Source organism: Rhizobium sp. YS-1r (genome assembly GCF_000757525.1).
Classification (GTDB): domain Bacteria; phylum Pseudomonadota; class Alphaproteobacteria; order Rhizobiales; family Rhizobiaceae; genus Neorhizobium; species Neorhizobium petrolearium.
In genome coordinates this window covers 161,377-181,821 of record NZ_JPYQ01000047.1, presented here as the reverse complement: position 1 = coordinate 181,821, position 20,445 = coordinate 161,377, and the positions used below count along the sequence as shown (strand labels likewise).

The window sequence follows — 20,445 nt, the reverse complement described above, 5'->3', positions numbered from 1 at the left end:
GGAGCACAGTTCCGGCGATCGGGACTGCGGGCGGGGATCGTGTCACGAGCGAGGTGTGAAGGAAGGGGCTTAATTCGGTGGAGGCATTCTACATCATCCTGCTGGTCGGCACGGTCCTGGTGCTGTCGGCTGCCCTTTCGAGCCTGCTTGCCTTTCGCTTCGGCGCGCCCCTCCTCCTTGTCTTCCTGTCGATCGGCCTGCTCGCCGGCGTCGACGGCCTCGGCATCCAGTTCGAGAATTACTCCTTCACCTTCATGCTGGGATCGCTGGCGCTGGCGATCGTGCTCTTCGATTCCGGCTTCATGACGCCCGCTCATTCCTTCCGCATCGCCGCCGCGCCGGCGCTGACGCTGGCCTCTGCCGGCGTGCTCCTGACGGCCGGCATTTTTGCGATCGCCGCCTCGCTCTTCCTCGGCTTTTCCTTTGTCGAAGGCCTGCTGCTCGGCTCGATCGTCGCGTCCACGGATGCGGCCGCCGTCTTCTTCCTGCTGCGCATTGGCGGCATCAACATCCGCGACCGGGTGCGCTCGACGCTGGAGGTGGAATCCGGCACCAACGACCCGATGGCGATCTTCCTGACGATCGCGCTGTCGGAACTGGTCGCCACCGGCCAGGGCTTTTCCGGCCTGGACTTCCGTTTCCTGATGCTTTTCATCGAGCAGATGGGGCTTGGTCTGATATTCGGCCTGTTCGGCGGCATGATGATCGTCTGGGTGCTGAACCGCTTCACCTCCGACCGGGGGCTTGCGCCGATCTTCGTGCTGACGCTGGCGCTGCTCGTCTTCGCCTTCACCGGCGTCATGGGCGGCAGCGGCTTCCTGGCTGTCTATGTCGCCGGCATCTATTCCGGCAACCGCCGGATGTTCGCCAAGCAGCAGATCGTCCGTTTCAACGAAGGGCTGACCTGGCTTGCGCAGATCATCATGTTCCTGGTGCTCGGCCTGCTCGCCACGCCCTCGCAATTTCCAGCCATCCTCCTGCCGGCGATCGGCCTTGCGCTTTTCCTGATGTTCGTCGCCCGCCCCGTCGCGGTCTGGCTCAGCCTGCTCCCCTACGACTTCACCCAGCAGGAAACCGGCTTCGTCGCCTGGGTGGGCCTGCGCGGGGCGGTCTCGATCCTGCTTGCGATCATGCCGATCCTCAGCGGGGTGGAAAGCGGCTCGGTCTTCTTCAACACGACCTTCATCATCGTGCTCGCTTCCCTCCTGGTCCAGGGCTGGACGATCAGGCCGGTCGCCGAACGGCTCGGCCTCATCATCCCGCCGCGCATGGGGGCGGTTGACAAGGTCGAGCTGGACCTGCCCGGCAAGGCGACCCACGAGCTGATCTCCTACCGCGTCATGAAGGACAGCCCAATCCTGAGCGGCGAGCGCATTCCCCGCTGGGCGATGCCCTCGCTCGTCATCCGCGACGGACGCAGCATGCGCTACCAGTATGCCGGGCGGCTGAAGGAAGGCGACCAGGTCTATCTCTTCGTGGCGCCCAGCTATACGAAGCTTCTCGACCGCCTTTTCGCAAGCCGCGTGCCGGTCGAGGAGGACGATGCCGAATTCTTCGGCGCCTTCGCCATCTCGCCGACGCGCCCTGCAAGGGAGCTCGATGCGGCCTACGGGCCCGGCCTCCTGTCCGCCAACGAGCAGAACATGACGGTCGGCGACCTGATGACCTCCAGGCTTGGCGGAAGAGCGGAATATGCGGACCGCATCCGCTTCGGCTCGATCGTGCTGATTGTCCGCGAGCTCGACGAACATGACGAGATCCGCAGCCTCGGCATTTCGCTGGAGCCGGTGGAGCCGGCGACCAATCTGCCGATCTTCATCAACATGCGTGAGATCGCCCACCGCATCCGCGACCTCCTGCGCAAGTATCGCGGCAAGCCGGTGCCTGGAAAAAGCGGCGCGACGCCTCCGGAAGGTCCGGCCTCCGCGGCATGAATGCTAAGGTTCCCGAAGAGAATGGCGCAAGCATCGGACAACCGCCTTGCGTCATCGGTCTGGCATAGTATGGTCCGCACGAACTTTTCCTCAGCAAGTGGATCAGCATCATGCCGGCCTTTAAAACCCTTGACGATCTTCCCGATATCGCAGGCAAGCGCGTGCTCGTGCGCGTCGACCTCAACGTTCCCGTCGCCAATGGCAAGGTGACAGACGCGACCCGAATCGAGCGTGTGGCGCCGACCATCCTGGAACTTTCCGGGAAGGGAGCGAAAGTCATTCTGCTCGCCCATTTCGGCCGTCCGAAGGGCGAGCCGGTCGCCGACATGTCGCTGTCGCTGATCATGACGGCCGTCAACGAAGTGCTCGGACAGAAAGTCCTGTTCGCGACCGACTGCATCGGCCCCGATGCCAGGCAGGCGATCGACGGGATGGCGAACGGCGATATCCTGCTCCTCGAAAACACCCGCTTCCACAAGGGCGAGGAGAAGAACGACGCGGCCTTCACCGAAGCGCTTGCCGAAAACGGCGATATCTACGTCAACGATGCCTTCTCCGCCGCCCATCGCGCACATGCCTCGACCGAGGGCCTCGCCCATCATCTACCCGCCTATGCCGGCCGCACCATGCAGGAAGAGCTGGAGGCACTGGAAAAGGGTCTCGGCAATCCGGCCCGCCCGGTGGTGGCGATCGTCGGCGGCGCCAAGGTTTCCACCAAGATCGACCTCCTCAAGAACCTCGTGAAAAAGGTCGATGCGCTGGTGATCGGCGGCGGCATGGCCAATACCTTCCTCGCGGCCAAGGGCATCAATGTCGGCAAGTCGCTGTGTGAGCACGACCTTGCGGATACGGCTAGGGAAATCATGAAGGAAGCGGAAGCCGCCAATTGCGCGATCGTGCTGCCGGCCGACGGCGTTGTCGCCCGCGAATTCAAGGCGGGCGCCGCCAACGAGGTTGTCGATATCGCATCGATCCCTTCGGACGCCATGGTGCTGGACGTCGGCCCGAAATCTGTGGCGGCGATCAACGACTGGATTTCGAAGGCTTCGACGCTCGTCTGGAACGGTCCGCTGGGCGCCTTCGAGATCGCCCCCTTCGACAAGGCGACCGTCGCGGCAGCCAGGCATGCGGCAGAAGAGACCAAGGCCGGCAGGCTCGTCTCGGTCGCCGGCGGCGGCGATACGGTTTCGGCCCTCAACCATGCCGGCGTGGCCGACGACTTCTCCTATGTCTCGACCGCCGGCGGAGCTTTCCTGGAATGGATGGAAGGCAAGGAACTGCCGGGCGTGGCCGTGCTTTCCAAGGCGGCTTGAGCTATAATTCCAAAAATCGGCGTGCGGATTTATGTCCGCACGTTCGGGCGTCAAGAAGCATTTAAAAACTTTAGATATTTTAAACGATTGAAACGATTTCAATCGTTTCAATGACTTATCACGGGATTTCCCTTAAAAAAAACTTCTGTTATCCGCGGATGGCATCTTAGGAGATATGAGCGCGTTTTGCGCCAACTTAGGGACAGGAGTGTAGTATGGTGGACGCGAAGATGTTGAACAAGATCAGCTCTGCGCCCGGATTTATTGCGGCACTGGATCAAAGCGGTGGTTCAACACCTGGAGCGTTGCGCCTTTATGGCGTGTCCGACACCGACTATCATGGCGACGAGGAGATGTTCCGCCTGATGCATGCCATGCGCGTCCGCATCATGAGCGCGCCCGCCTTTACGGGCGACAAGGTTATCGGCGCTATTCTGTTCGAGCGGACCATGGACGGCGATGTCGATGGTGAGGCTGTTCCGTCCTATCTCTGGGAAAAGCGCGGCGTCGTACCCTTTCTCAAAGTCGACAAGGGCCTGAATGCCGAGGAAAACGGCGTTCAAACGATGAAGCCGATGCCCGATCTGGATACTCTTCTGATCCGTAGTCGCGAAAAGGGAATATTCGGGACGAAGATGCGGTCGGTGATTGCCCATGCCGACAAGGCCGGGATCGCTGCCGTCGTAGAGCAGCAGTTCCAGGTTGCGCGCCAGATCATCGGCCAAGGCCTGGTGCCGATCGTCGAGCCTGAAGTTTCCATCAAAAGCCCGACAAAGGAACAGGCTGAAGCCATTTTGCGCGACGAGATCGCCGAGCAACTCGACAAGCTTCCAGCAGGTGAGACCGTCATGCTCAAATTGACGATCCCGACGGTCCCCGATTTCTATGCGCCTTTGGTCGCTCATAAATCAGTCATTCGCGTCGTCGCCCTTTCCGGCGGCTACAGCACAGCGGAAGCCTGCGAAAAGCTCAGCCATAACCATGGCATGATCGCGAGTTTCTCGCGCGGGCTGACGGAAAAACTGCGCGTCACGATGAGCGACGCAGAGTTCGATGCCAGCCTGGCCGAAACGATCGATCAGATCTACGCCGCAAGCGTCAATAAGTCCTGATGCGATCCCGATGATCGGTGGCGGAGCATATCGCTGATCTCGGGCGACATGCTACGAGCCTTGCCACGGAAGGGAATGGGCCGCACCGGCAACGGAGCGGCCTTTTGTTTGGCAGTCCGGTCGGTAAGTCTTGATGAACCGAATTGGCGGCACCACCTCTCTGCGGAAAGGAGGCTGAGCCATGACAGACCTGGAAACGACGGTCCGCGAACTCTTCGATGACTACGGCAGGATCAGCAACGATGCACTCAAGGATGCGTCCTTGGTTGATGTCGACGGAATGACTGCCTTCTTCGCCGCGTATTTTGTCGGCTCGACACCGCAAGCGGTGTTCGGCGGGCCCAATGACGAAAAATTTCGCGAGGTCATCCCGAAAGGGTTTGCGCGTTACCGCGAGGTCGGCGGCAAACAGATGCTCATTACCGGCATAAAGGTCACGCCGCTCAATGATCTGCACGCACTCGCAGAGGTCGGCTGGGATTTTGCCTATCTCAACAAATCGGGTGAAAGCGGAAATATCCGCTTCACCAACTTCTACTTCATCACCGTTGCAGGCGGCCGACCCAGGATTTTTGCCTATATCACGGGCGACGAGGAAAAGGCGATGAAGGATCACGGCCTGGTCTGATCCGCGCCTGGTCGCCAGCCTTTCGTTTTATTGATCGGTGAATCACAAAGATTGGCTGGCGCAAGAGAAGTTCGTCGTTTAACCAACTGACGAACTACATATCCTGGGAGCTGCCGCTATGCCGAGTGCCGAATTCGTCACCGTCGATGTCTTCACCACCGAGCGTTTCGCCGGCAATCCGCTCGCCGTCATTCCCGATGCACGCGGCCTCACAGCCACTCAGATGCAGAAGATCGCCGCCGAATTCGGCTATGCGGAAAGCACATTCGTGCTACCGCCGGAGAACCCTGAGAACAGCGCCCGCGTGCGCATTTTCACGCCGACGACGGAAATCCCTTTTGCCGGCCATCCGAATGTCGGCACGGCTTTCGTGCTCGGCCGGCTGGCCGAACTCTTCGGCAGGCCGATCGGCGGGAGGCTCCGCTTCGAGGAAATCGCCGGACTGGTGGAGATCACGCTTCTTCGCGAGGCCGATACGGTAACCGGCGCCACGATCCGCGCGCCGCGCCCTCTGGAACTTGGTGACGAGGTGCCGACGGAACTCATCGCCGGCTGCGCTTCCATCGAAGCCGCTCATGTCCGCATCTCTGGCCACAAGCCGGTTATCGCCTCCGTCGGCCTCCCCTTCGCGATCGCCGAGCTCGAAAACCTCGATGCGCTGGCTGCCGCGCGGCCGAACATCACGGTTTTCCACGAGGCGGCCGCCCGGCATCCGCGTCCGGAAGGGGATTTTTCGCTTTTCGTTTACGTCCGTAACACCGAAAATCCATGGCATATCCGTGCCCGCATGTTCGCGCCGCTCGACAACGTCATGGAGGATCCGGCAACCGGCAGCGCATCTGCCGCCCTCTCCGCCTTTCTGGCGACGCAGGCGCCCGAGGTGGATGCAAACGTGCAGATCACCATTGAACAGGGCGTCGAGATGGGGCGCCGCAGCTTGATTGAATTGGATGTGGCGAAAACGGGTGGTATCGTTACCGACGTGCGCATTACCGGCCGCTGCATGTCCGTCATGCGCGGTGCAATCGACTGCTGAGGAGTATCGGCAGCGTCAGGAGAAATCGCGCAGGATCAGCGTCGCACCCCAGATCGCGAAGGCGAAGATCGCAAGCTTCCAGAAATCGCCGCGACGCCTGAGACCCGGCAAGCCGAGCGGCTTGATGATCTGGGCCGCCATGGCGAGGATCAGCAGAACTGAAATTGTCTTCGTCATTCCATTCTTCGTTCCGCTAAAGCGTGTCGCGATCTTTCAGATTCGCTTATCACGCTTTAAGTTCTTATTTTCACGCATGTCGTTATCGCAAAACCGCTGCACACTTTTGCGCGACATGCTTAGTCGCCACAGGCTGGACATTTTTGCGCTTCACCACAGATAGCTCTGGAGAGGATTCGGGGGAACCCGCTCCGCCTTCGTTAACGCCCGATTCATCCGCATGCAACAATGCTTGCACGCGATGCCATGATTGACTGCATCCGCGAAAAGAGCCGACAGTACCGAAAAATGAGCCGAAACCTTCTGCCCGTCCTCGCCCTCCTCTGCGGTACGCTTTTCCTCTTCCTCGGCAACGGCCTGCAGGGTCTTCTCCTGCCGGTGCGCGGATCGCAGGAAGGTTATTCCAACGAGGTGCTCGGGCTGCTCGGCACCACCTGGGCCTCCGGTTTCGTAATCGGCTGCTTCGTGGCGCCGAACGTGGTGCGCCGCATCGGCCATGTCCGCGCCTTTTCCGGCTTCCTGTCTCTGATATGCCTGAATGTGCTCCTGACCGGCATCCTGGTCGACCAGACCGCCTGGCTGATCCTGCGCGCCATCACCGGCTTCTGCACCGCCGGCACGTCGATGATCATTGAAAGCTGGCTGAACGAACGCGCCACACCCGAAAGCCGCGGCACGATCTTCTCCTTCTATATCTCGATCACCCTGTTCGGCGTGGTCGGCGGCCAGCTTATGGTGCCGTTCGCGGATATTTCCACGCCGATACTCTTCATGGTCTGCGGCATCCTCTACTCCATCGCCGCGCTGCCGACGACGCTCTCCAAGGCTGCTTCTCCGCAGCCGCTGAAGCGGGCACGCCTGGATCTTCCCGGCCTGTTCCGCAACTCCCCCATTTCCTTCGTCGGCATCCTGCTGATCGGCACGGCAAACGGCGCTTACGGGACGCTCGGGGCAGTCTTTGCGACCCGGGCGGGGCTGGACCACAGCGCGGTCGCAGCCATGGTCAGCATCACTATTTTTGCCGGCGCGATCATGCAGTTTCCGGCAGGCCGGCTCTCGGACACCATGGACCGCCGTCACGTGCTCGCCGGCCTTTCGGCGGCCTCGGCACTGGCTGGCCTCGCCGTCGCGCTCCTGAGGCCGACAGACGTATACAGCATCGTTATCCTAGTGGCGATCTATGGTGCTGCGGCGAACGCGCTTTATCCGATCGCCGTCGCGCATGCAAACGACTTCGCCGCACCTGAGGATTTCGTGAAGGTCTCGGGCGGCCTGCTGCTGCTATACGGTATCGGCACGATTATCGGGCCGACGCTCGGAGGCCCGGTTATGAGCTTCGCCGGCCCGCATGCCCTCTTTGCGGTGACCGCGGTCGCGCATATGCTGGTAACGGCTTATGCGATCATCCGCAGCCGCCAGCGCGCACCGGTGCCGGTCGAGGAGCGTGAGGCCTACCAGACCGCGCCGACCTCAGCCGGGCCGCTTGCAACGCCGGAAAGCCTGTCGCTCGATCCGCGCGCCAAGAACGAGGCAACCGCAGAGATGAAGGAGGCATCATGAGCTTTCTTGATGACGATCGACCCAAGAAGCCGACAGTCCATGAGATCGGCTCCGATCTTTCCATGCTCTCCGTCGATGAGCTCGATTCGCGCATCAGGCTCCTGAAAGAGGAGATCGTGCGCCTGGAGGCGGAAAAAGAGCGAAAGGATGCCGGCCGTCGCGCCGCCGACAGCTTCTTCAGATCTTGAAAAACTAAGATATCGAGAAGTTTAAGGGTATTTTTTGCTTCGCCTTAACGGAATATTAATCATTAACGGAGACTATCCATCTGTCCAGGCTTCCTGGACTCAGACAGTTTCACCGTTCGGCGAATGGTCTGATTTCTCCCTGTTTTACCTTGAGAGCCGCCATCCCGCGGCTCTTCTTTTTGTTGCAGGACCATTTCCCCGATTTTCCTTCGGAACGGCATCGCGGCGGCTTCGGGAGGGGTCCGTTTCCCAGCCCAGGCCAGAAGCTGTATTCACAGCCTGAAATGTGTCTCATTTCAAGAAGATGGCCTCTATTTACCACTTCTTGTGGGTATTAACCTTTCCTTAAGAAACGTCTTGCGGATTTCCATTATAAGTATCATGTTCATGCCAAGTCAGAGCGGTTGGGAACTTTTACTCGACCTTGACCATTTGCCTGAATGTGATTGCGTTAGCAGGATGAATTCGATGTCCGAACAGGGATTGAACACCGTCAGTTTCGCCGGCCGCGCCGCTGCCTCCTCGCAGTTCAAGGCGCTCTACTCGGAGGGCATGGCCCTGGTTGAGGAAACCGCGAGCTATCTCGACGGTCCGGGGCGTGCCGCCTCCAAGGTTCTGCCGCGCATGGCGTCGGTCCTCTACGCCGCGGAATCCATGCGACTGACCACCCGCCTGATGCAGATGGCTTCCTGGCTGCTCCTGCAGCGCGCCGTCAACAACGGCGAGATGAGCCGCGACCAGGTCCTGTCGGAAAAGAGCAAGGTACGCCTCGACGGCTTCAACGTCGACCGCAGCGCGCCGGGCTGGCTCGACCTGCCGGAAGGTTTCCGCGAACTCGTCGAGCGTTCGCTCCGCCTGCAGAACCGGATCGCCCTCCTCGACCGGGAAATCTATCGGCCCGCCGACACCACCGTCATGCCTGACAACGAAAACAGCGTCCGCGCCCAGCTCAACCTGCTGCGCACGGCGTTCGGCAACTGAACCACACGAACTCGCTCCATTCAGCCGGCGCATATCGGCTGCGCCGGCGTTTTCATGTCCGCGAAACGTCCCGGACATAGGCAGCAATCTCATCCCGGCTTTTCAAGCGAACCTTCACGCCTGAAAAGCCATCATAGAGCTTGAGGTGGCCGTCAAAGGAATTCCAGTTGTTCTTCCGCGCGCGATACTCCGAGACCCATCTCACGAGGCCCTCGAAGCTTTCCTCGCTTTCCCCGCCTTGAATGCCGCGCGCCCGGATATTCGCAACGCACTCCTCCTCGCAAAGGTCGATCCAGATCAATTGCGTCGCACGCGGAAGAAGCACGTCGACAAGCCATCCGTAGACGCCCTCCATAAGCCATACGTCGTCATCGGCCCGCTTTTTGACCTCTTGAATGACAACCGACTTGTCGCGAGCGATGCCATAGCGGCCGGGCTGCCAGTAGACATCGTCGAGGTGCACGGCCTCCATGCCGATACGCACCGCCATTCGTTTCGCCAGCCAGGTCTTGCCAGCACCGCCATTGCCCATGATGACGATACGACGGAGTGGGTCCGGCAAGTGCGATCGGTTTTCCATCCCGCATCCCTTCCTGCCCCATCAAAACAAAAAAGCCCGGCTTTCGCCAGGCTCTTCGTTTGGTCTGCTCGCTCAAGCGAATTAGAGGCCGAGGCCGCCGAAACGCTTGTTGAACTTCGAGACGCGGCCGCCGCGGTCCATGAGCTGCTGGTTGCCGCCGGTCCAGGCCGGATGGGACCTGGGATCGATTTCAAGGTTCATGGTCGCACCTTCCGAACCCCAGGTGGAGCGGGTCTCGTATTCGGTACCGTCGGTCATGACCACCTTGATCATGTGGTAGTCGGGATGGATGTCAGCCTTCATGTCGATAATCCTGCTCTTGCGAGGTCCATTTGTCGCAATTGCGAGCGAGAACCCTCTTTAATAAATGAAGCCGCAGACCGGTCCGGTCACGGCTTCACAATTCGATGCGGAGCCTATACAGGAAGGTTGCCGGAAGTACAAGTACCCCGTAGGGCCGAGAATATGCCTGTCGGGCGCATGGAGACGATGTGGCCGAAGCCCGAGAAAATCAACCGAGAAGCAAGGCTTTAAGACCGCTTGCAAGGCTCGTTCCCTATCTCGCCCGCTACAGGTCGATGGTCGCAGCCGCCACCTTTTTCCTTGTATTGGCCGCGGCCACCATGCTCGCTCTGCCGCTCGCCGTGCGCCGCATGGTCGACCACGGCTTTGCCTCTTCCGACGGCAACTTCATCAACAACTATTTCGGCATGCTGCTGGCGCTCGCGGCCCTCCTCGCGATCGCCAGCGCCATGCGCTATTACTACGTCATCACCATTGGCGAGCGTGTCGTCGCGGATTTGCGCCGCGAAGTCTTCTCCCACATCATCAGGCTTTCGCCATCCTTCTACGACGTCAACCAGTCGGGCGAGATCGTCTCGCGCCTGACGGCCGACACGACGCAGATCAAGTCCGCCTTCGGTTCGGCCGCTTCCCAGGCCTTGCGCAACACCATCCTCTGTCTCGGGGCGATGGCGATGATGATCTATACGAGCCCAAAACTTTCCGCTCTGGTGCTCGGCGCAATCCCGCTGATCGTCTTTCCGCTGGTCGGCTTCGGCCGTTCTGTCAGGAGACGCTCCCGCGCCGCTCAGGATACGCTTGCCGAAACCTCCGCCTTCGCGGCAGAGACGATCGGCGCCACCCGCACCGTCCAGGCCTTCGGTGGCGAGACAACTGCAAGCGGCCGTTATGGCGGAGCGGTCGAAAAGGCTTACGACGCCGCCCGCGTGGCGATCAAGGCCCGCGCGCTTCTTACCGGCTTCGGTATTCTCCTCGTCTTCGGCAGCGTCGTCGGCGTGCTCTGGTACGGCGCACAGAGCGTGCTGTCCGGTACGATGACAGCCGGCACGCTTGGGCAGTTCGTGCTTTATTCGGTGATCGCCGCAAGCTCGCTCGGCCAGCTCTCGGAAGTCTGGGGCGAGCTTTCGGCCGCCGGAGGCGCGGCGGAAAGGCTTACGGAATTGCTGCACGAGGTGCCTGCAATCCGCGACCCGGAAAATCCCGTCGCTCTCCCCTCCCCTTCGCGCGGCGAGGTCGAATTCCAGGATGTCTCCTTCGCCTATCCCGCCCGCGTCAGCGCGATCACGCTGAACTCGCTTTCCTTTCGTGTGAAGTCCGGCGAGACAGTCGCAATCGTCGGCCCCTCCGGCGCCGGGAAGAGCACGATCTTTTCGCTGCTGATACGCTTCTATGATCCCTCTACCGGCACAGTGAAGCTCGACGGGGTCGATCTGAGGCAGGCAAATCTCTCCGATCTCCGGTCCCGGCTTGCCATCGTGCCGCAGGACGTGACGATCTTCGCCGCCTCGATCCACGACAACATCGCCTTCGGCGTGCCGAATGCCACGCGCGAGGCCGTCCGCACCGCAGCGATCGCCGCCCAGGCGGACGAATTCATCGGCAAGCTCGACCAGGGCTACGATACGCTTGCCGGCGAGCGCGGCATCACGCTGTCCGGCGGCCAGCGCCAGCGTATCGCCATCGCCCGCGCCATTTTGAAGGATGCGCCGGTCCTGCTTCTCGACGAAGCCACCTCGGCGCTGGATGCCGAAAGCGAAACGCTGGTGCAGAAGGCGCTCGACGGCCTGATGCAGAATCGCACGACGCTGGTCATCGCCCATCGGCTTGCAACGGTGCTGAAAGCCGACCGCATTCTGGTCATGGAGGACGGGCGGATTGTCGAGGAAGGCACGCACCAGAGCCTGATCGCCAAGGGCGGGCTTTACGCCAAGCTCGCCCGGCTGCAATTCCACGACATCGAACGGCAGAGCGCTACGGCACTCTGAATAGAGGAAACGCCCTCAATTCACTCTGCGCGCGTAAACGTCCATTTCACGACATATTTGCCGTTGCGCTTCAGTTTGGTCTTTATGCGCATCTCGACTGGCCCTCCGAGCGCGGCTTCGGCACCCTCGAAGGCCTGCCGGGCTTCGGCCATCGCCTTGTGATAGGCGCTGTTGTCTCGTCTCGGACTATCCGCGACCGCCTTCATCAGCGCGGCCATGTCCGGCTTGTCTTCGTTCATGAGTTTTACCGCTCCGTCAGCTTCAGCTCGATGCGGCGGTTCTGCGACTTGATCTCCGGCGTATCCCCCTGAGCAATCGGCTGGAATTCGCCGAAACCGGCGGCCACCAGGCGGTTGGCCGGCACGCCCTTGGAGATGAGGTATTTCACGACGGACGTGGCGCGGGCGGAGGAGAGTTCCCAGTTGTCGCGATAGCGGCCGGTGCCGGAAAGCGGCGAGTTGTCCGTGTGACCATCGACGCGCAGCACCCAGTTGATTTCCGCCGGGATTTCCTTGGCAAGATCGAGAAGTGCGGCGGCAAGCTTGTCCATCTCCACACGGCCGGCATCGTCAAGCTCGCTGCCGCCCACCGGGAAAAGCACTTCCGACTGGAAGACGAAACGGTCACCGACGATGCGGATATTCTCTCTGTCGGAGAGGATTTCGCGCAAGCGGCCGAAGAAGTCGGATCGGTAGCGGTTGAGCTCCTGCACGCGCTGCGCCAGCGCCACATTGAGCCGCCGGCCGAGATCGGAAATCTGCGCCTGGGAAGCCTGGTCCTTCGCCTCGGAAGCCTGCAGCGCCGCCTCCACAGCCGCGATCTGGGCCCGGAGGGCAGCGATCTGCTGATTGAGGAGCTCGACCTGGCTCGCGGCACGCGCACTCAACTGCTGTTCCTGGTTGAGCCGGCTCGTAAGCTCGCCGATCCGGGTATTGGCCGCTTCGCTGCTGCCGGCACCCTGGCTCAGCAGCTCTTGAAGTCGCGAACGCTCGCTTTCCGAGGCGGCGAGCGAGGATTGCAAGGTGGCAAGCTGATCCTCGAAGTCCTGGCTGTTGTTCTTCTCCAGCGCCAGAAGCTCTGTCAGTTCGGCGATCTGACTGTTCAGCCGGTTCAACGCTTCGTCGCGGCCGGAAATCTCCCGGCTGAGCAGGAACTGCGCCAGCACGAAGACGGTGAGCAGGAACATGATGGCAAGCAGGAGCGTGGAAAGCGCATCCACAAAGCCTGGCCAGTAGTCTACACCTCGCTCACGACGGCGATTCTTGGCGAGCGCCATCGCTTACTTCCCTCCGATCTTGTCGGAAAGCCGGTCAAGTGTGCGGCGCAGGGCTCTTGCCTCTTCCTGCTGCGCCTCGATCCAGTCACGCAGCATCTGCTGCTCGTTGCGCATGTTCTTGACGAGGCCCTGGATGCCTTCGGCGAGATTGGCCATGGCGGAAAGCGAGCGATCGCTGTGCTGCCCGTCCGGCAATTTCAACTGCGCGGAGGCAAGCGCCCGGAGTTGCTCGGTCAGCGCGCGGATATCTTCCGACGAACCGTGGGCGATCGTCTCCGCCACGGCCGGCAGGTCCGACCCGACATCCGTCACCGACGAGAGCCAGTTCTCAAGCTCCGTATAGAAGCGGTTCTGGGCGCGCCCGGCCTGCAGGTCCAGGAAACCGAGGATCAGCGAGCCGGAAAGGCCGAGCAGTGAGGACGAAAACGCCGTGCCCATGCCGGCGAGCGGCTGGGACAGGCCACTCTTGATGGCGGCCAGGATATCGTTTGAATCGCCGGAATTCGGATCGAGTGCCCCGATCACGTTGCTGATCGAGCCGATCGTGCCGATAAGGCCCCAGAACGTGCCGAGCAGTCCGAGGAAGACGAGCAGTCCGATGAGATAACGCGACGTGTCGCGCGATTCGTCGAGTCGCGTGCCGATCGAATCGAGGATCGACCGGAAGGCGGCGGTCGAAAGCGCCATCCTGCGGCGGCTGCCGATCAGCGTGCGCATCGGCGCAAGCAGCCTGGGTTCGCGCCCGACCTTGTCCGCGCTGCCGGCCGCGCGGAAGGAATTGAACCAGCGCACTTCCGGAACGAGGCCAATCACCTGGTTGAAAACCAGGACGATGCCGATCAGCAGAACGCCGAGAATCAACCCGTTGAGGCCCGGATTGGTCTGGAAGGCATGCGCGGCCTGGCGGTAGAGAATCGAGGCGACGAATCCGACGATGATCAGGAAGATCACCATGGTCCACAGGAAGGACGCCGGATTGGAAAGTTTGTAGGCATAGCCGCCACGCGTTTCAGACTCGTCCAGATCGTCCAGTCTCGCATTCGCCATGATATGCCCTTGCCTCCGGTACTCTTCCGCGCCGGAGGCTAGTGTAAAATTGCGACGAATTGAAGTGCGGAAGCTGGTGATACCTCCCCTTTAATTCGGCTCTATGGCCGTAACACCAGAGACTTAACGCGTCGGAACAGGCCGGTTTGCAACTTCGAGCAATGCCTTCTGGATCAGTTCGTTGCCGGCGACAATATTGCCGCTGCCGAAAATACCCGTCGTGCCCTTCATGTCGCTGACGAAACCGCCCGCCTCACGGATGAGGACGATGCCGGCCGCCATGTCCCAGGGCGAGAGGTCGGTCTCCCAGAACCCGTCGAGCCGGCCGGCGGCGACATAGGCGAGATCGAGCGCAGCCGCGCCGAGACGACGAATGCCGGCGACCTCCCCCATGACATGGCGGAGTTCGAGGAGGAACTTGCCGTGATTGCCGCGACCGAGATGCGGCACGCCGCAGCCGATGACGCAATCAGAGAGTGCGCGGCGGGCGGCGACCCGGATGCGACGATCATTCAGGAATGCCCCGCCGCCCTTTTCGGCGGTGAAGAGCTCGTCTGTCGCCGGATTGAAGACGACGCCGGCGACGACCTCGCCGTTGCGTTCCAGTGCGATCGATACGGCGAACTGCGGAATGCCGTGCAGGAAGTTGGTGGTGCCGTCGAGCGGATCGACGATCCAGCGATGCGCGCCGTCCGTACCCTTCACCTCCTCGCTTTCCTCACCGAGGAAGCCGTAGGTGGGGCGAGCTTTCATCAGTTCGTCGTGGACGATCTTTTCCGCCTTCAGATCCGCCTGCGAAACGAAATCGCTAGGCCCTTTCACCGAGACCTGCAGGTTCTGCACTTCACCGAAATCCCGGGCGAGCGACTTGCCTGCCTTGAGGGCAGCCTGAACCATGACGTTGAGAAGGGCGGAACGAGCCATGCGGGAAGTCCTTGAGGGGTCCCGAATTGCATCTGAACGGGACTGCGTTTTTTGAGATTTTCTTGATGGGCGGCTTCAAGACCACAAAACCGCGAGAAATTCAAGCCATCCACCGGAGAGCGGACTATTGTTGCCACCAATCGTGTCCGTAAAGCGGTCCTCTTTCGATATTACCTGAGATCTTCTAAACCGCATCCTGCATCCGATCCGCAATCAAGCCGGCGGAGACCGAAAGCAGCGTCGCCATCCAGAGATGGACCGCAAAGCCCCGGCTGCCGAAGATCGTGGCGTAGATCGCCTTGACTACCATATTGACGAGCACGCCGACACCTATGGCGCGCGCGGCGAGCTTCGGATCGAGCGCCGGCAGCATGCCCGCCACCGTGACCGTCGTGGCATCCACATCGGCGAGCGCGGAAAGCGCCGAGGCGGCGATGAGACCTGCATCGCCGAAATAAAGGGTCGCGGCCCGGGCCAGAAAGGCCACGGCCGCAAGCAGGGCCGCCATCCTCGCAATTGCCGGAAGCTCGAACGGATTGGCCGGGGAATGCCCGTCATCCATCGACTGCTGGCGGGACGAAAGAAAGAACGCATAAGCCAGCATCAGCACGGCGCCGACGCCGATCGGCAGAAGAAGACCAGGCAGCAGGCTGACCGCCAGCGTGCCGATCAGGAACGCGGTCCGCAATAGCGACACGGCGCCGGCACTGATGGCCCCTGCCGCAAGCGATGTCGGGTCTGCGCCCTGGCGGCTGCGCCTGGCAAACGCGACGGTCGTGCCGGTCGAGGAGACGAGGCCGCCGATCCCTCCCGCCACCACATCGCCCCGCGAAGTCCCAAGCAGCCGGACCGCGATATAACCGGCAAATGAGATCGAGGCGAGCGTGATGACCAACAGCACGAGGCTTCTGGGCGAAATGCCTCCGAACGGTCCGACCGGCTCGGCCGGAATGATCGGCAGCAGCACGAAGGTCATGGCGAGCAGGATCACCGCCGAGCGCAGTTCCACCCATTGCAGGCGCCGGATCGCCCCGTGCAGGAATTCGCGGCTGGCAAGAAGCGTGACGAGCGCTGCTCCGGCGGCGGATGCCAGCACCATGTCGCCCGTGACGGCAAGCACGCCGAGACCGAAGGTGAGGATTGCGGTAATGACCGAAGTTGCGCTGAAGCTCTCCTCTGCGATGGCTTCGCGCAGTTCGAACAGGGTCATGACAACCGTTACGGCGATGAGAAAACCGATGGTCACGATGCCTGGATAGACGGACGTCGGAGCAAGGCTTCGCTCGATCAGGCCGGCAATGCCGCCGAGCATGCCGATCATCGTGAAAGTTCGGATGCCGGCCGTGCGGGCGCCTGCCGGTTCGTCCCGTTCGCGCCAGTGCCGCTCCACACCGACCGCGGCACCGATGGCTATCGCCAGCCCGACACGTTCGAAAAGTTCGATATTGTCCAAATCCGTTCCCGTCCCCTCCCGACCGCCCCGGCGGTTGCGCCGATCGGCCTCGGCCGGCCCTTCGCTCGCGCTCCGGGCGTTCGTCACTGAAATCGATTCACTGGATCGATTTCTCCGGCTGCGCCGGACCGCTCCTCACCCCCTGCGGAACTTGTTGGCTGCCTCGATCGCCTGCTTCTGCTGCTCTTCATTGATGCCGAGGTAGAAGTCTTCGAGTTCCGGATCCTGCAGACCGGCGCGGCGCGACAGAACGTACCATTTGGCCGCCTCGACCGGATTGGGCCGGGTGCCGAGCGCATTGATATAAAGATGCGCGAGCTTGTTCTGGGCGACGACATTGCCGCGATGGGCGGCGATCCGCATCCATTCGAAACCCTTGTCGTAGTCGCGTGTTCCCCCGATCCCGTTCACCAGCCAGAGCCCCATATCGAGTTGTGCGGTATCGTACCCGGCTTCGGCGGCGCGCTCCAGCCATTCGCGGGCCTTCGCCTTCTTCTCCGCCGGCATGTCCTTCAGCGTCACATAGAGCTGCGCCACGGCATATTGCGCGTCCGCCACCCCTTGCCCGGCAGCTCTTTCATAGAAGGGCAGCGCCAGATGCAGGCCCTTTTCACCCGGATTATCCGCAACGAGAATCTGCGCCCAGTTGAACTGCGCCGACGAATTGCCGGCTTCCGCGGCCTTGCGCATGAATTCGTCGGCTTGCTTCTTGTCGCGCGGGACATCTCGGCCCGCCATCAGAAGCAGCGCATACTGGAACATGGCAGCGGGATCGCCACCTTCCGCAGCCTGCTTGTACCAAAACGTCGCCGTCTTGGCGTCGCGCTTGATACCCAGACCCTTGGTCATCATTTCGGCGACGAGCGTCTGCGCCGCAGCATCCCCCTTACCCGCACGTGTCAGCGCCTTGTCGAGAGCCGTCACGTAAAGACCGCGCTGATAGGCGCCATAGGCCTCGTCGATGGGGCCGTCGTAAGGCTTCTCGGGCGGTATGGGTGGCAAAGTCGCTCCCATGCGCTGATAGAGCTCCACGCCACCGGAAGGCACGATACCGTCCGGCTGGCCCTGCCCCTCGGCTTTGCTCCCTGGCGTATCCGAATCTGCCTGCGTCTCGACCCGGTCCTTCTTCATCTGCTGGGTATCCGGCTCGACGGGACGTGTGACGGCCCTGGTGTCTACCTGTGCGAAGGCAACGGAGGGCAAAACCGCCGAGGCGAGAAGGCTCGCCAGCAGTCCATTCAGAATCGCGCGGTAAGTTCGGTTCGACGGCATGGGCCTCATCAAGCCTCAAACCGTGGCGCTTTTTCGTCCAGGGTCGCGTTGACTTCGGCGACCACCGCTCCGGCGCCCCTGGGATTGTCAAAGACTGCAGCGCGGAGCGCCACGAATTCAGCGCCGGTCTCGGCAACCGCAAGCGCCGACGCGGGATCGTTACCGCCCACGACGATGCAGGGGATTTCCACCATCGAGGCCCACCATTCGCCAAGCGCAAGATTCTTGGGATGCGCCTCCGGTTTGATGTCGCCGTCAAGCTTGCCGAAGAAGATGTAGTCGGGACGCAATTCGCCGATCTCCAGCGCCTGATGGCGATCCGCCGCCCCGCCGGCGCCGACGATGAGCTTCGGCACGAATTTCTCGATCGCCTCCTCAAGCTCGGCGGGGGAGCCGGCCATGTGCAAGCCGTCGGCCTTGACCCGGCCGGCTACGCGACTGTCGCCGGCGATCAAGGCCGCCGCGCCAGCCGCCTGGATGATCGGCACCAATGTCTCGGCACGCTTCTGGAAAGCCTGATCGTCGAGGCCGTATTGCGGCAGGATCACCGAGGCGACGTCGCCGCCCGAAAGCGCCTCTTCAAGCTCCTTCGCCTGACGGGCGGCATCATCATAGTCCGGTACAATAAGCACAAGGCGGCAGCGATCTTCCGATCCGGTCATGTTTTTTTTCCATTCGGCGGATGGCGCCAATCGCAAATCCGCACTCGTTTTCTGTCCGTAAATTCGATAGACCGGACCGATTGAAGGATCAACCGCCCCGCCTCGGAACGAATGCCTGATACGCTGACCCTCGCCTTTTTCGCAGCCGCCATTCCTGCAGTCATGCTCGTCGGTCTCTCGAAAGGGGGGATCGGCGGCGCGATCGGCCTCATGGGCGTACCGCTCATGTCCATGGCGGTGGACCCGGTCAAGGCGGCGGCGATCTTCCTGCCGATCCTGATCCTCATGGACATCGTGGCCTTGTGGTCCTGGCGGAATTACAACGATTCCCGGACACTCCTGATGATCCTGCCGGGCGGCATCATCGGTATTGCGCTCGGCTGGGCGACTTCCACATATGTATCGGACGACGCGCTTCGTCTTGTCATCGCCGTGGCGACCATCCTCTTCACGGTCCGTTATTTCTGGCAGGTCTACGGCCCGCACTCGAACAGGCCCGCAGCGCCGCTGCCGCACCGTCCGGTTGCCGCCACCTTCTGGGGAGCGCTTTCCGGTTATGCGAGTTTCGTCGCCCATGCCGGCGGCCCGCCTTTCCAGATCTATGTCCTGCCGATGGGGCTGGACCCGAAATCCTACACCGGCGCCAGCATCCGTTTCTTCGCGATCGTCAATGCCGTGAAGGTCATTCCCTATTTCTTCCTCGGGGCACTGGACAGGGAAAACCTGACGATCTCCGCGACGCTTCTGCCCATAGCGCTGCTGGCGACCATAGCAGGTGCGGCGGTCGTCAAGCATCTGAAGGCCGAGATCTTCTATCCCATGACCTATGGCCTGGCCTTTCTCGCCGGATTGAAACTGCTCTGGGACGGCCTGCCGCTGTAAGCGCGAGCACAACATCACTAAATAAGCAACGCAGCATATAGTGTCATTTATTGCTGCAACGCACAATAAATCTTGCCGTTACCATGCGTTTACCGTAAGTTTGACATATGACAACAACAGTTGACCCTTTTGCAGCCATAGCTGACCCGAACCGGCGGTATCTGCTGGAGGAATTGCGGCGTTCGCCGAAAACGGTCAACGAACTGGCACAGGGCCTGCCGATCAGCCGGCCTGCAGTGTCGCAGCATCTGAAAGCCCTGCTCGACAGCAATCTTGTCAGCGTCACGGCAGAAGGCACGCGGCGCATCTATGCCGTCAACAGCAAGGGTTTCGACAGGCTCAATCTGTGGCTGGATCAGTTCTGGTCGTGACCTAAGATTTGCAAGTCACCTGTTTTAGGGTCGTCGGCCACGACCAGAACTTCATTTTCATACTGTCTGGATTGTTTTGCCGCTTCCTGAGATGCCTCTTATTTGATCCTAACGCGAGGCAGCGGCCAGTTCTCCCATTGAAAGATTAGTGACGCGTAGAGGCTTTGAGCCGTTGCATTTCGTCTTTAATGCGCAGCTTGCGCCGCTTGATGTCAGCAATTTGACGATCATCGGAAGAGGGGGACGCCAGAATGGTTTGGAGCTCCTCCTCCAGAGCGCCGTGCTTCTTTTCAAGCGATGCGATATGAGCCTGGACGGTCATGTGGCATGTTCCTTCCTTGGTCACCTGCCCCGGCTTCACCCTTGGCCGAGGCTTCAGGTTTACGACGGAAGTGTGACACGATCGACCCCATTTGTCGAAGGAGAAATCGTGGTTTGAACAAGGCAAATTCGTGACGGCGGCTAACTTCCAGTTAACGCGGTTTGGTGGTAGAGGCTTGCGGACATTGCTGGCGACCACAAAATGCCGGATATGAAAATGGGGACCGAAAATGGCTGATCAGGAACAGGCGGATATCCGGCTGGCGCTCGCGAAACTCCGTCAGGAGCACGAAGATTACGACGCTGCCATCAACGCCATGATCGAGGTCGGCTGTGACGCGCTCCGAATTCAGCGCATGAAGAAGAAGAAGCTGGCGATCAAGGACAAGATGAGCCAGCTTGAAGACCAGATCATCCCCGACATCATTGCTTGAGGGAGG

General features: G+C 61.2%; 23 protein-coding genes. 12 read left to right on the top strand and 11 right to left on the bottom strand.

Annotation, left to right across the window (positions count from 1 at the left end):
• Positions 1-77: 77 nt before the first annotated feature.
• The 5 genes from JL39_RS22395 to JL39_RS22375 all read left to right on the top strand — a co-directional run bounded on the left by JL39_RS22395 (position 78) and on the right by JL39_RS22375 (position 6,023).
• Positions 78-1,934 (top strand): potassium/proton antiporter, encoded by a 1,857-nt coding sequence (locus tag JL39_RS22395; RefSeq protein ID WP_037156072.1) that lies wholly within the window; start codon positions 78-80, stop codon positions 1,932-1,934.
• Positions 1,935-2,044: 110 nt separating this feature from the next.
• Positions 2,045-3,247 (top strand): phosphoglycerate kinase, encoded by a 1,203-nt coding sequence (locus JL39_RS22390; RefSeq protein WP_037156070.1) that lies wholly within the window; start codon positions 2,045-2,047, stop codon positions 3,245-3,247.
• A 215-nt stretch (positions 3,248-3,462) separates the two neighbouring features.
• Positions 3,463-4,359: a fructose bisphosphate aldolase gene (locus tag JL39_RS22385; RefSeq protein WP_037156068.1), complete on the top strand. Its 897-nt coding sequence runs from the start codon at positions 3,463-3,465 to the stop codon at positions 4,357-4,359.
• Between the two features lie 181 nt (positions 4,360-4,540).
• On the top strand, positions 4,541-4,987 hold the full coding sequence (locus tag JL39_RS22380; RefSeq protein WP_037156066.1) for a hypothetical protein: 447 nt from the start codon (positions 4,541-4,543) through the stop codon (positions 4,985-4,987).
• Between the two features lie 118 nt (positions 4,988-5,105).
• Positions 5,106-6,023, top strand: coding sequence for a PhzF family phenazine biosynthesis protein (locus tag JL39_RS22375; protein ID WP_037156063.1), 918 nt, complete (start codon positions 5,106-5,108; stop codon positions 6,021-6,023).
• A 15-nt stretch (positions 6,024-6,038) separates the two neighbouring features.
• Here the strand turns inward: JL39_RS22375 and JL39_RS32225 are convergent, their stop codons facing one another.
• Positions 6,039-6,200 carry a hypothetical protein gene (locus tag JL39_RS32225; RefSeq protein ID WP_200883990.1) on the bottom strand — a complete coding sequence of 54 codons (162 nt, stop codon included), beginning with the start codon at positions 6,198-6,200 and terminating at the stop codon, positions 6,039-6,041.
• Between the two features lie 288 nt (positions 6,201-6,488).
• Here JL39_RS32225 and JL39_RS22370 point away from each other — a divergent pair, with 288 nt between their 5' ends.
• The 3 genes from JL39_RS22370 (at position 6,489) to JL39_RS22360 (ending at position 8,929) form a co-directional block, all read left to right on the top strand.
• The gene (locus JL39_RS22370) at positions 6,489-7,760 is read left to right on the top strand and encodes an MFS transporter (RefSeq protein WP_037156060.1); all 1,272 of its coding nucleotides are present in this window, start codon (positions 6,489-6,491) and stop codon (positions 7,758-7,760) included.
• Positions 7,757-7,948, top strand: coding sequence for a DUF1192 domain-containing protein (locus JL39_RS22365; protein ID WP_037156056.1), 192 nt, complete (start codon positions 7,757-7,759; stop codon positions 7,946-7,948). Before JL39_RS22370 ends, JL39_RS22365 begins: the two co-directional genes overlap by 4 nt.
• Positions 7,949-8,416: 468 nt before the next feature.
• Positions 8,417-8,929, top strand: coding sequence for a DUF1465 family protein (locus tag JL39_RS22360; RefSeq protein WP_037156053.1), 513 nt, complete (start codon positions 8,417-8,419; stop codon positions 8,927-8,929).
• Between the two features lie 52 nt (positions 8,930-8,981).
• Here the strand turns inward: JL39_RS22360 and JL39_RS22355 are convergent, their stop codons facing one another.
• Entirely contained in the window at positions 8,982-9,509 is a 528-nt protein-coding gene (locus tag JL39_RS22355; protein WP_052183049.1) for an AAA family ATPase, read from the bottom strand.
• 81 nt (positions 9,510-9,590) lie between these two features.
• Positions 9,591-9,812, bottom strand: a complete 222-nt coding sequence (gene rpmE / locus JL39_RS22350; protein ID WP_037156051.1) for a 50S ribosomal protein L31 — start codon at positions 9,810-9,812, stop codon at positions 9,591-9,593.
• A 188-nt stretch (positions 9,813-10,000) separates the two neighbouring features.
• Here rpmE and JL39_RS22345 point away from each other — a divergent pair, with 188 nt between their 5' ends.
• A complete protein-coding gene (locus tag JL39_RS22345; protein ID WP_037156049.1) occupies positions 10,001-11,797 on the top strand; it encodes an ABC transporter transmembrane domain-containing protein in 1,797 nt (598 codons plus the stop codon).
• A gap of 20 nt (positions 11,798-11,817) precedes the next feature.
• On the opposite strand, the gene JL39_RS22340 is transcribed toward JL39_RS22345, so the two are convergent.
• The 7 genes from JL39_RS22340 to JL39_RS22310 all read right to left on the bottom strand — a co-directional run bounded on the left by JL39_RS22340 (position 11,818) and on the right by JL39_RS22310 (position 18,431).
• A complete protein-coding gene (locus tag JL39_RS22340; protein ID WP_037156047.1) occupies positions 11,818-12,036 on the bottom strand; it encodes a hypothetical protein in 219 nt (72 codons plus the stop codon).
• 5 nt (positions 12,037-12,041) lie between these two features.
• Positions 12,042-13,073: a peptidoglycan -binding protein gene (locus JL39_RS22335; protein WP_037156038.1), complete on the bottom strand. Its 1,032-nt coding sequence runs from the start codon at positions 13,071-13,073 to the stop codon at positions 12,042-12,044.
• 3 nt (positions 13,074-13,076) lie between these two features.
• Positions 13,077-14,120 carry a hypothetical protein gene (locus JL39_RS22330; protein WP_037156035.1) on the bottom strand — a complete coding sequence of 348 codons (1,044 nt, stop codon included), beginning with the start codon at positions 14,118-14,120 and terminating at the stop codon, positions 13,077-13,079.
• Between the two features lie 123 nt (positions 14,121-14,243).
• Positions 14,244-15,044, bottom strand: coding sequence for an inositol monophosphatase family protein (locus tag JL39_RS22325; RefSeq protein WP_037156032.1), 801 nt, complete (start codon positions 15,042-15,044; stop codon positions 14,244-14,246).
• 184 nt (positions 15,045-15,228) lie between these two features.
• Positions 15,229-16,497 (bottom strand): DUF4010 domain-containing protein, encoded by a 1,269-nt coding sequence (locus tag JL39_RS22320; RefSeq protein WP_037156155.1) that lies wholly within the window; start codon positions 16,495-16,497, stop codon positions 15,229-15,231.
• 135 nt (positions 16,498-16,632) lie between these two features.
• Positions 16,633-17,778: a tetratricopeptide repeat protein gene (locus JL39_RS22315; protein WP_037156027.1), complete on the bottom strand. Its 1,146-nt coding sequence runs from the start codon at positions 17,776-17,778 to the stop codon at positions 16,633-16,635.
• Positions 17,778-18,431 (bottom strand): thiamine phosphate synthase, encoded by a 654-nt coding sequence (locus JL39_RS22310; protein ID WP_037156024.1) that lies wholly within the window; start codon positions 18,429-18,431, stop codon positions 17,778-17,780. The genes JL39_RS22315 and JL39_RS22310 overlap by 1 nt, the downstream gene beginning before the upstream one ends.
• A gap of 111 nt (positions 18,432-18,542) precedes the next feature.
• Here JL39_RS22310 and JL39_RS22305 point away from each other — a divergent pair, with 111 nt between their 5' ends.
• Together JL39_RS22305 and JL39_RS22300 are read left to right on the top strand one after the other, a co-directional pair.
• Positions 18,543-19,313, top strand: a complete 771-nt coding sequence (locus tag JL39_RS22305) for a sulfite exporter TauE/SafE family protein (RefSeq protein ID WP_037156021.1) — start codon at positions 18,543-18,545, stop codon at positions 19,311-19,313.
• 107 nt (positions 19,314-19,420) lie between these two features.
• On the top strand, positions 19,421-19,684 hold the full coding sequence (locus JL39_RS22300; protein ID WP_037156018.1) for a metalloregulator ArsR/SmtB family transcription factor: 264 nt from the start codon (positions 19,421-19,423) through the stop codon (positions 19,682-19,684).
• Between the two features lie 145 nt (positions 19,685-19,829).
• Here the strand turns inward: JL39_RS22300 and JL39_RS31210 are convergent, their stop codons facing one another.
• Positions 19,830-20,006 (bottom strand): DUF465 domain-containing protein, encoded by a 177-nt coding sequence (locus JL39_RS31210; protein ID WP_037156015.1) that lies wholly within the window; start codon positions 20,004-20,006, stop codon positions 19,830-19,832.
• 229 nt (positions 20,007-20,235) lie between these two features.
• Here JL39_RS31210 and JL39_RS22290 point away from each other — a divergent pair, with 229 nt between their 5' ends.
• Positions 20,236-20,439: a DUF465 domain-containing protein gene (locus tag JL39_RS22290; protein ID WP_037156012.1), complete on the top strand. Its 204-nt coding sequence runs from the start codon at positions 20,236-20,238 to the stop codon at positions 20,437-20,439.
• Positions 20,440-20,445 lie beyond the last annotated feature (6 nt).

Excerpts from the sequence above, each read along its gene's own strand:
- JL39_RS22390 (WP_037156070.1), top strand. The coding sequence starts at position 2,045 with ATGCCGGCCTTTAAAACCCTTGACGATCTTCCCGATATCGCAGGCAAG.
- JL39_RS22385 (WP_037156068.1), top strand. The coding sequence starts at position 3,463 with ATGGTGGACGCGAAGATGTTGAACAAGATCAGCTCTGCGCCCGGATTT.
- JL39_RS22380 (WP_037156066.1), top strand. The coding sequence starts at position 4,541 with ATGACAGACCTGGAAACGACGGTCCGCGAACTCTTCGATGACTACGGC.
- JL39_RS22375 (WP_037156063.1), top strand. The coding sequence starts at position 5,106 with ATGCCGAGTGCCGAATTCGTCACCGTCGATGTCTTCACCACCGAGCGT.
- JL39_RS32225 (WP_200883990.1), bottom strand. The coding sequence starts at position 6,200 with ATGACGAAGACAATTTCAGTTCTGCTGATCCTCGCCATGGCGGCCCAG.
- JL39_RS22370 (WP_037156060.1), top strand. The coding sequence starts at position 6,489 with ATGAGCCGAAACCTTCTGCCCGTCCTCGCCCTCCTCTGCGGTACGCTT.
- JL39_RS22365 (WP_037156056.1), top strand. The coding sequence starts at position 7,757 with ATGAGCTTTCTTGATGACGATCGACCCAAGAAGCCGACAGTCCATGAG.
- JL39_RS22360 (WP_037156053.1), top strand. The coding sequence starts at position 8,417 with ATGTCCGAACAGGGATTGAACACCGTCAGTTTCGCCGGCCGCGCCGCT.
- JL39_RS22355 (WP_052183049.1), bottom strand. The coding sequence starts at position 9,509 with ATGGAAAACCGATCGCACTTGCCGGACCCACTCCGTCGTATCGTCATC.
- rpmE (WP_037156051.1), bottom strand. The coding sequence starts at position 9,812 with ATGAAGGCTGACATCCATCCCGACTACCACATGATCAAGGTGGTCATG.
- JL39_RS22340 (WP_037156047.1), bottom strand. The coding sequence starts at position 12,036 with ATGAACGAAGACAAGCCGGACATGGCCGCGCTGATGAAGGCGGTCGCG.
- JL39_RS22335 (WP_037156038.1), bottom strand. The coding sequence starts at position 13,073 with ATGGCGCTCGCCAAGAATCGCCGTCGTGAGCGAGGTGTAGACTACTGG.
- JL39_RS22330 (WP_037156035.1), bottom strand. The coding sequence starts at position 14,120 with ATGGCGAATGCGAGACTGGACGATCTGGACGAGTCTGAAACGCGTGGC.
- JL39_RS22325 (WP_037156032.1), bottom strand. The coding sequence starts at position 15,044 with ATGGCTCGTTCCGCCCTTCTCAACGTCATGGTTCAGGCTGCCCTCAAG.
- JL39_RS22315 (WP_037156027.1), bottom strand. The coding sequence starts at position 17,778 with ATGAGGCCCATGCCGTCGAACCGAACTTACCGCGCGATTCTGAATGGA.
- JL39_RS22310 (WP_037156024.1), bottom strand. The coding sequence starts at position 18,431 with ATGACCGGATCGGAAGATCGCTGCCGCCTTGTGCTTATTGTACCGGAC.
- JL39_RS22305 (WP_037156021.1), top strand. The coding sequence starts at position 18,543 with ATGCCTGATACGCTGACCCTCGCCTTTTTCGCAGCCGCCATTCCTGCA.
- JL39_RS22300 (WP_037156018.1), top strand. The coding sequence starts at position 19,421 with ATGACAACAACAGTTGACCCTTTTGCAGCCATAGCTGACCCGAACCGG.
- JL39_RS31210 (WP_037156015.1), bottom strand. The coding sequence starts at position 20,006 with ATGACCGTCCAGGCTCATATCGCATCGCTTGAAAAGAAGCACGGCGCT.
- JL39_RS22290 (WP_037156012.1), top strand. The coding sequence starts at position 20,236 with ATGGCTGATCAGGAACAGGCGGATATCCGGCTGGCGCTCGCGAAACTC.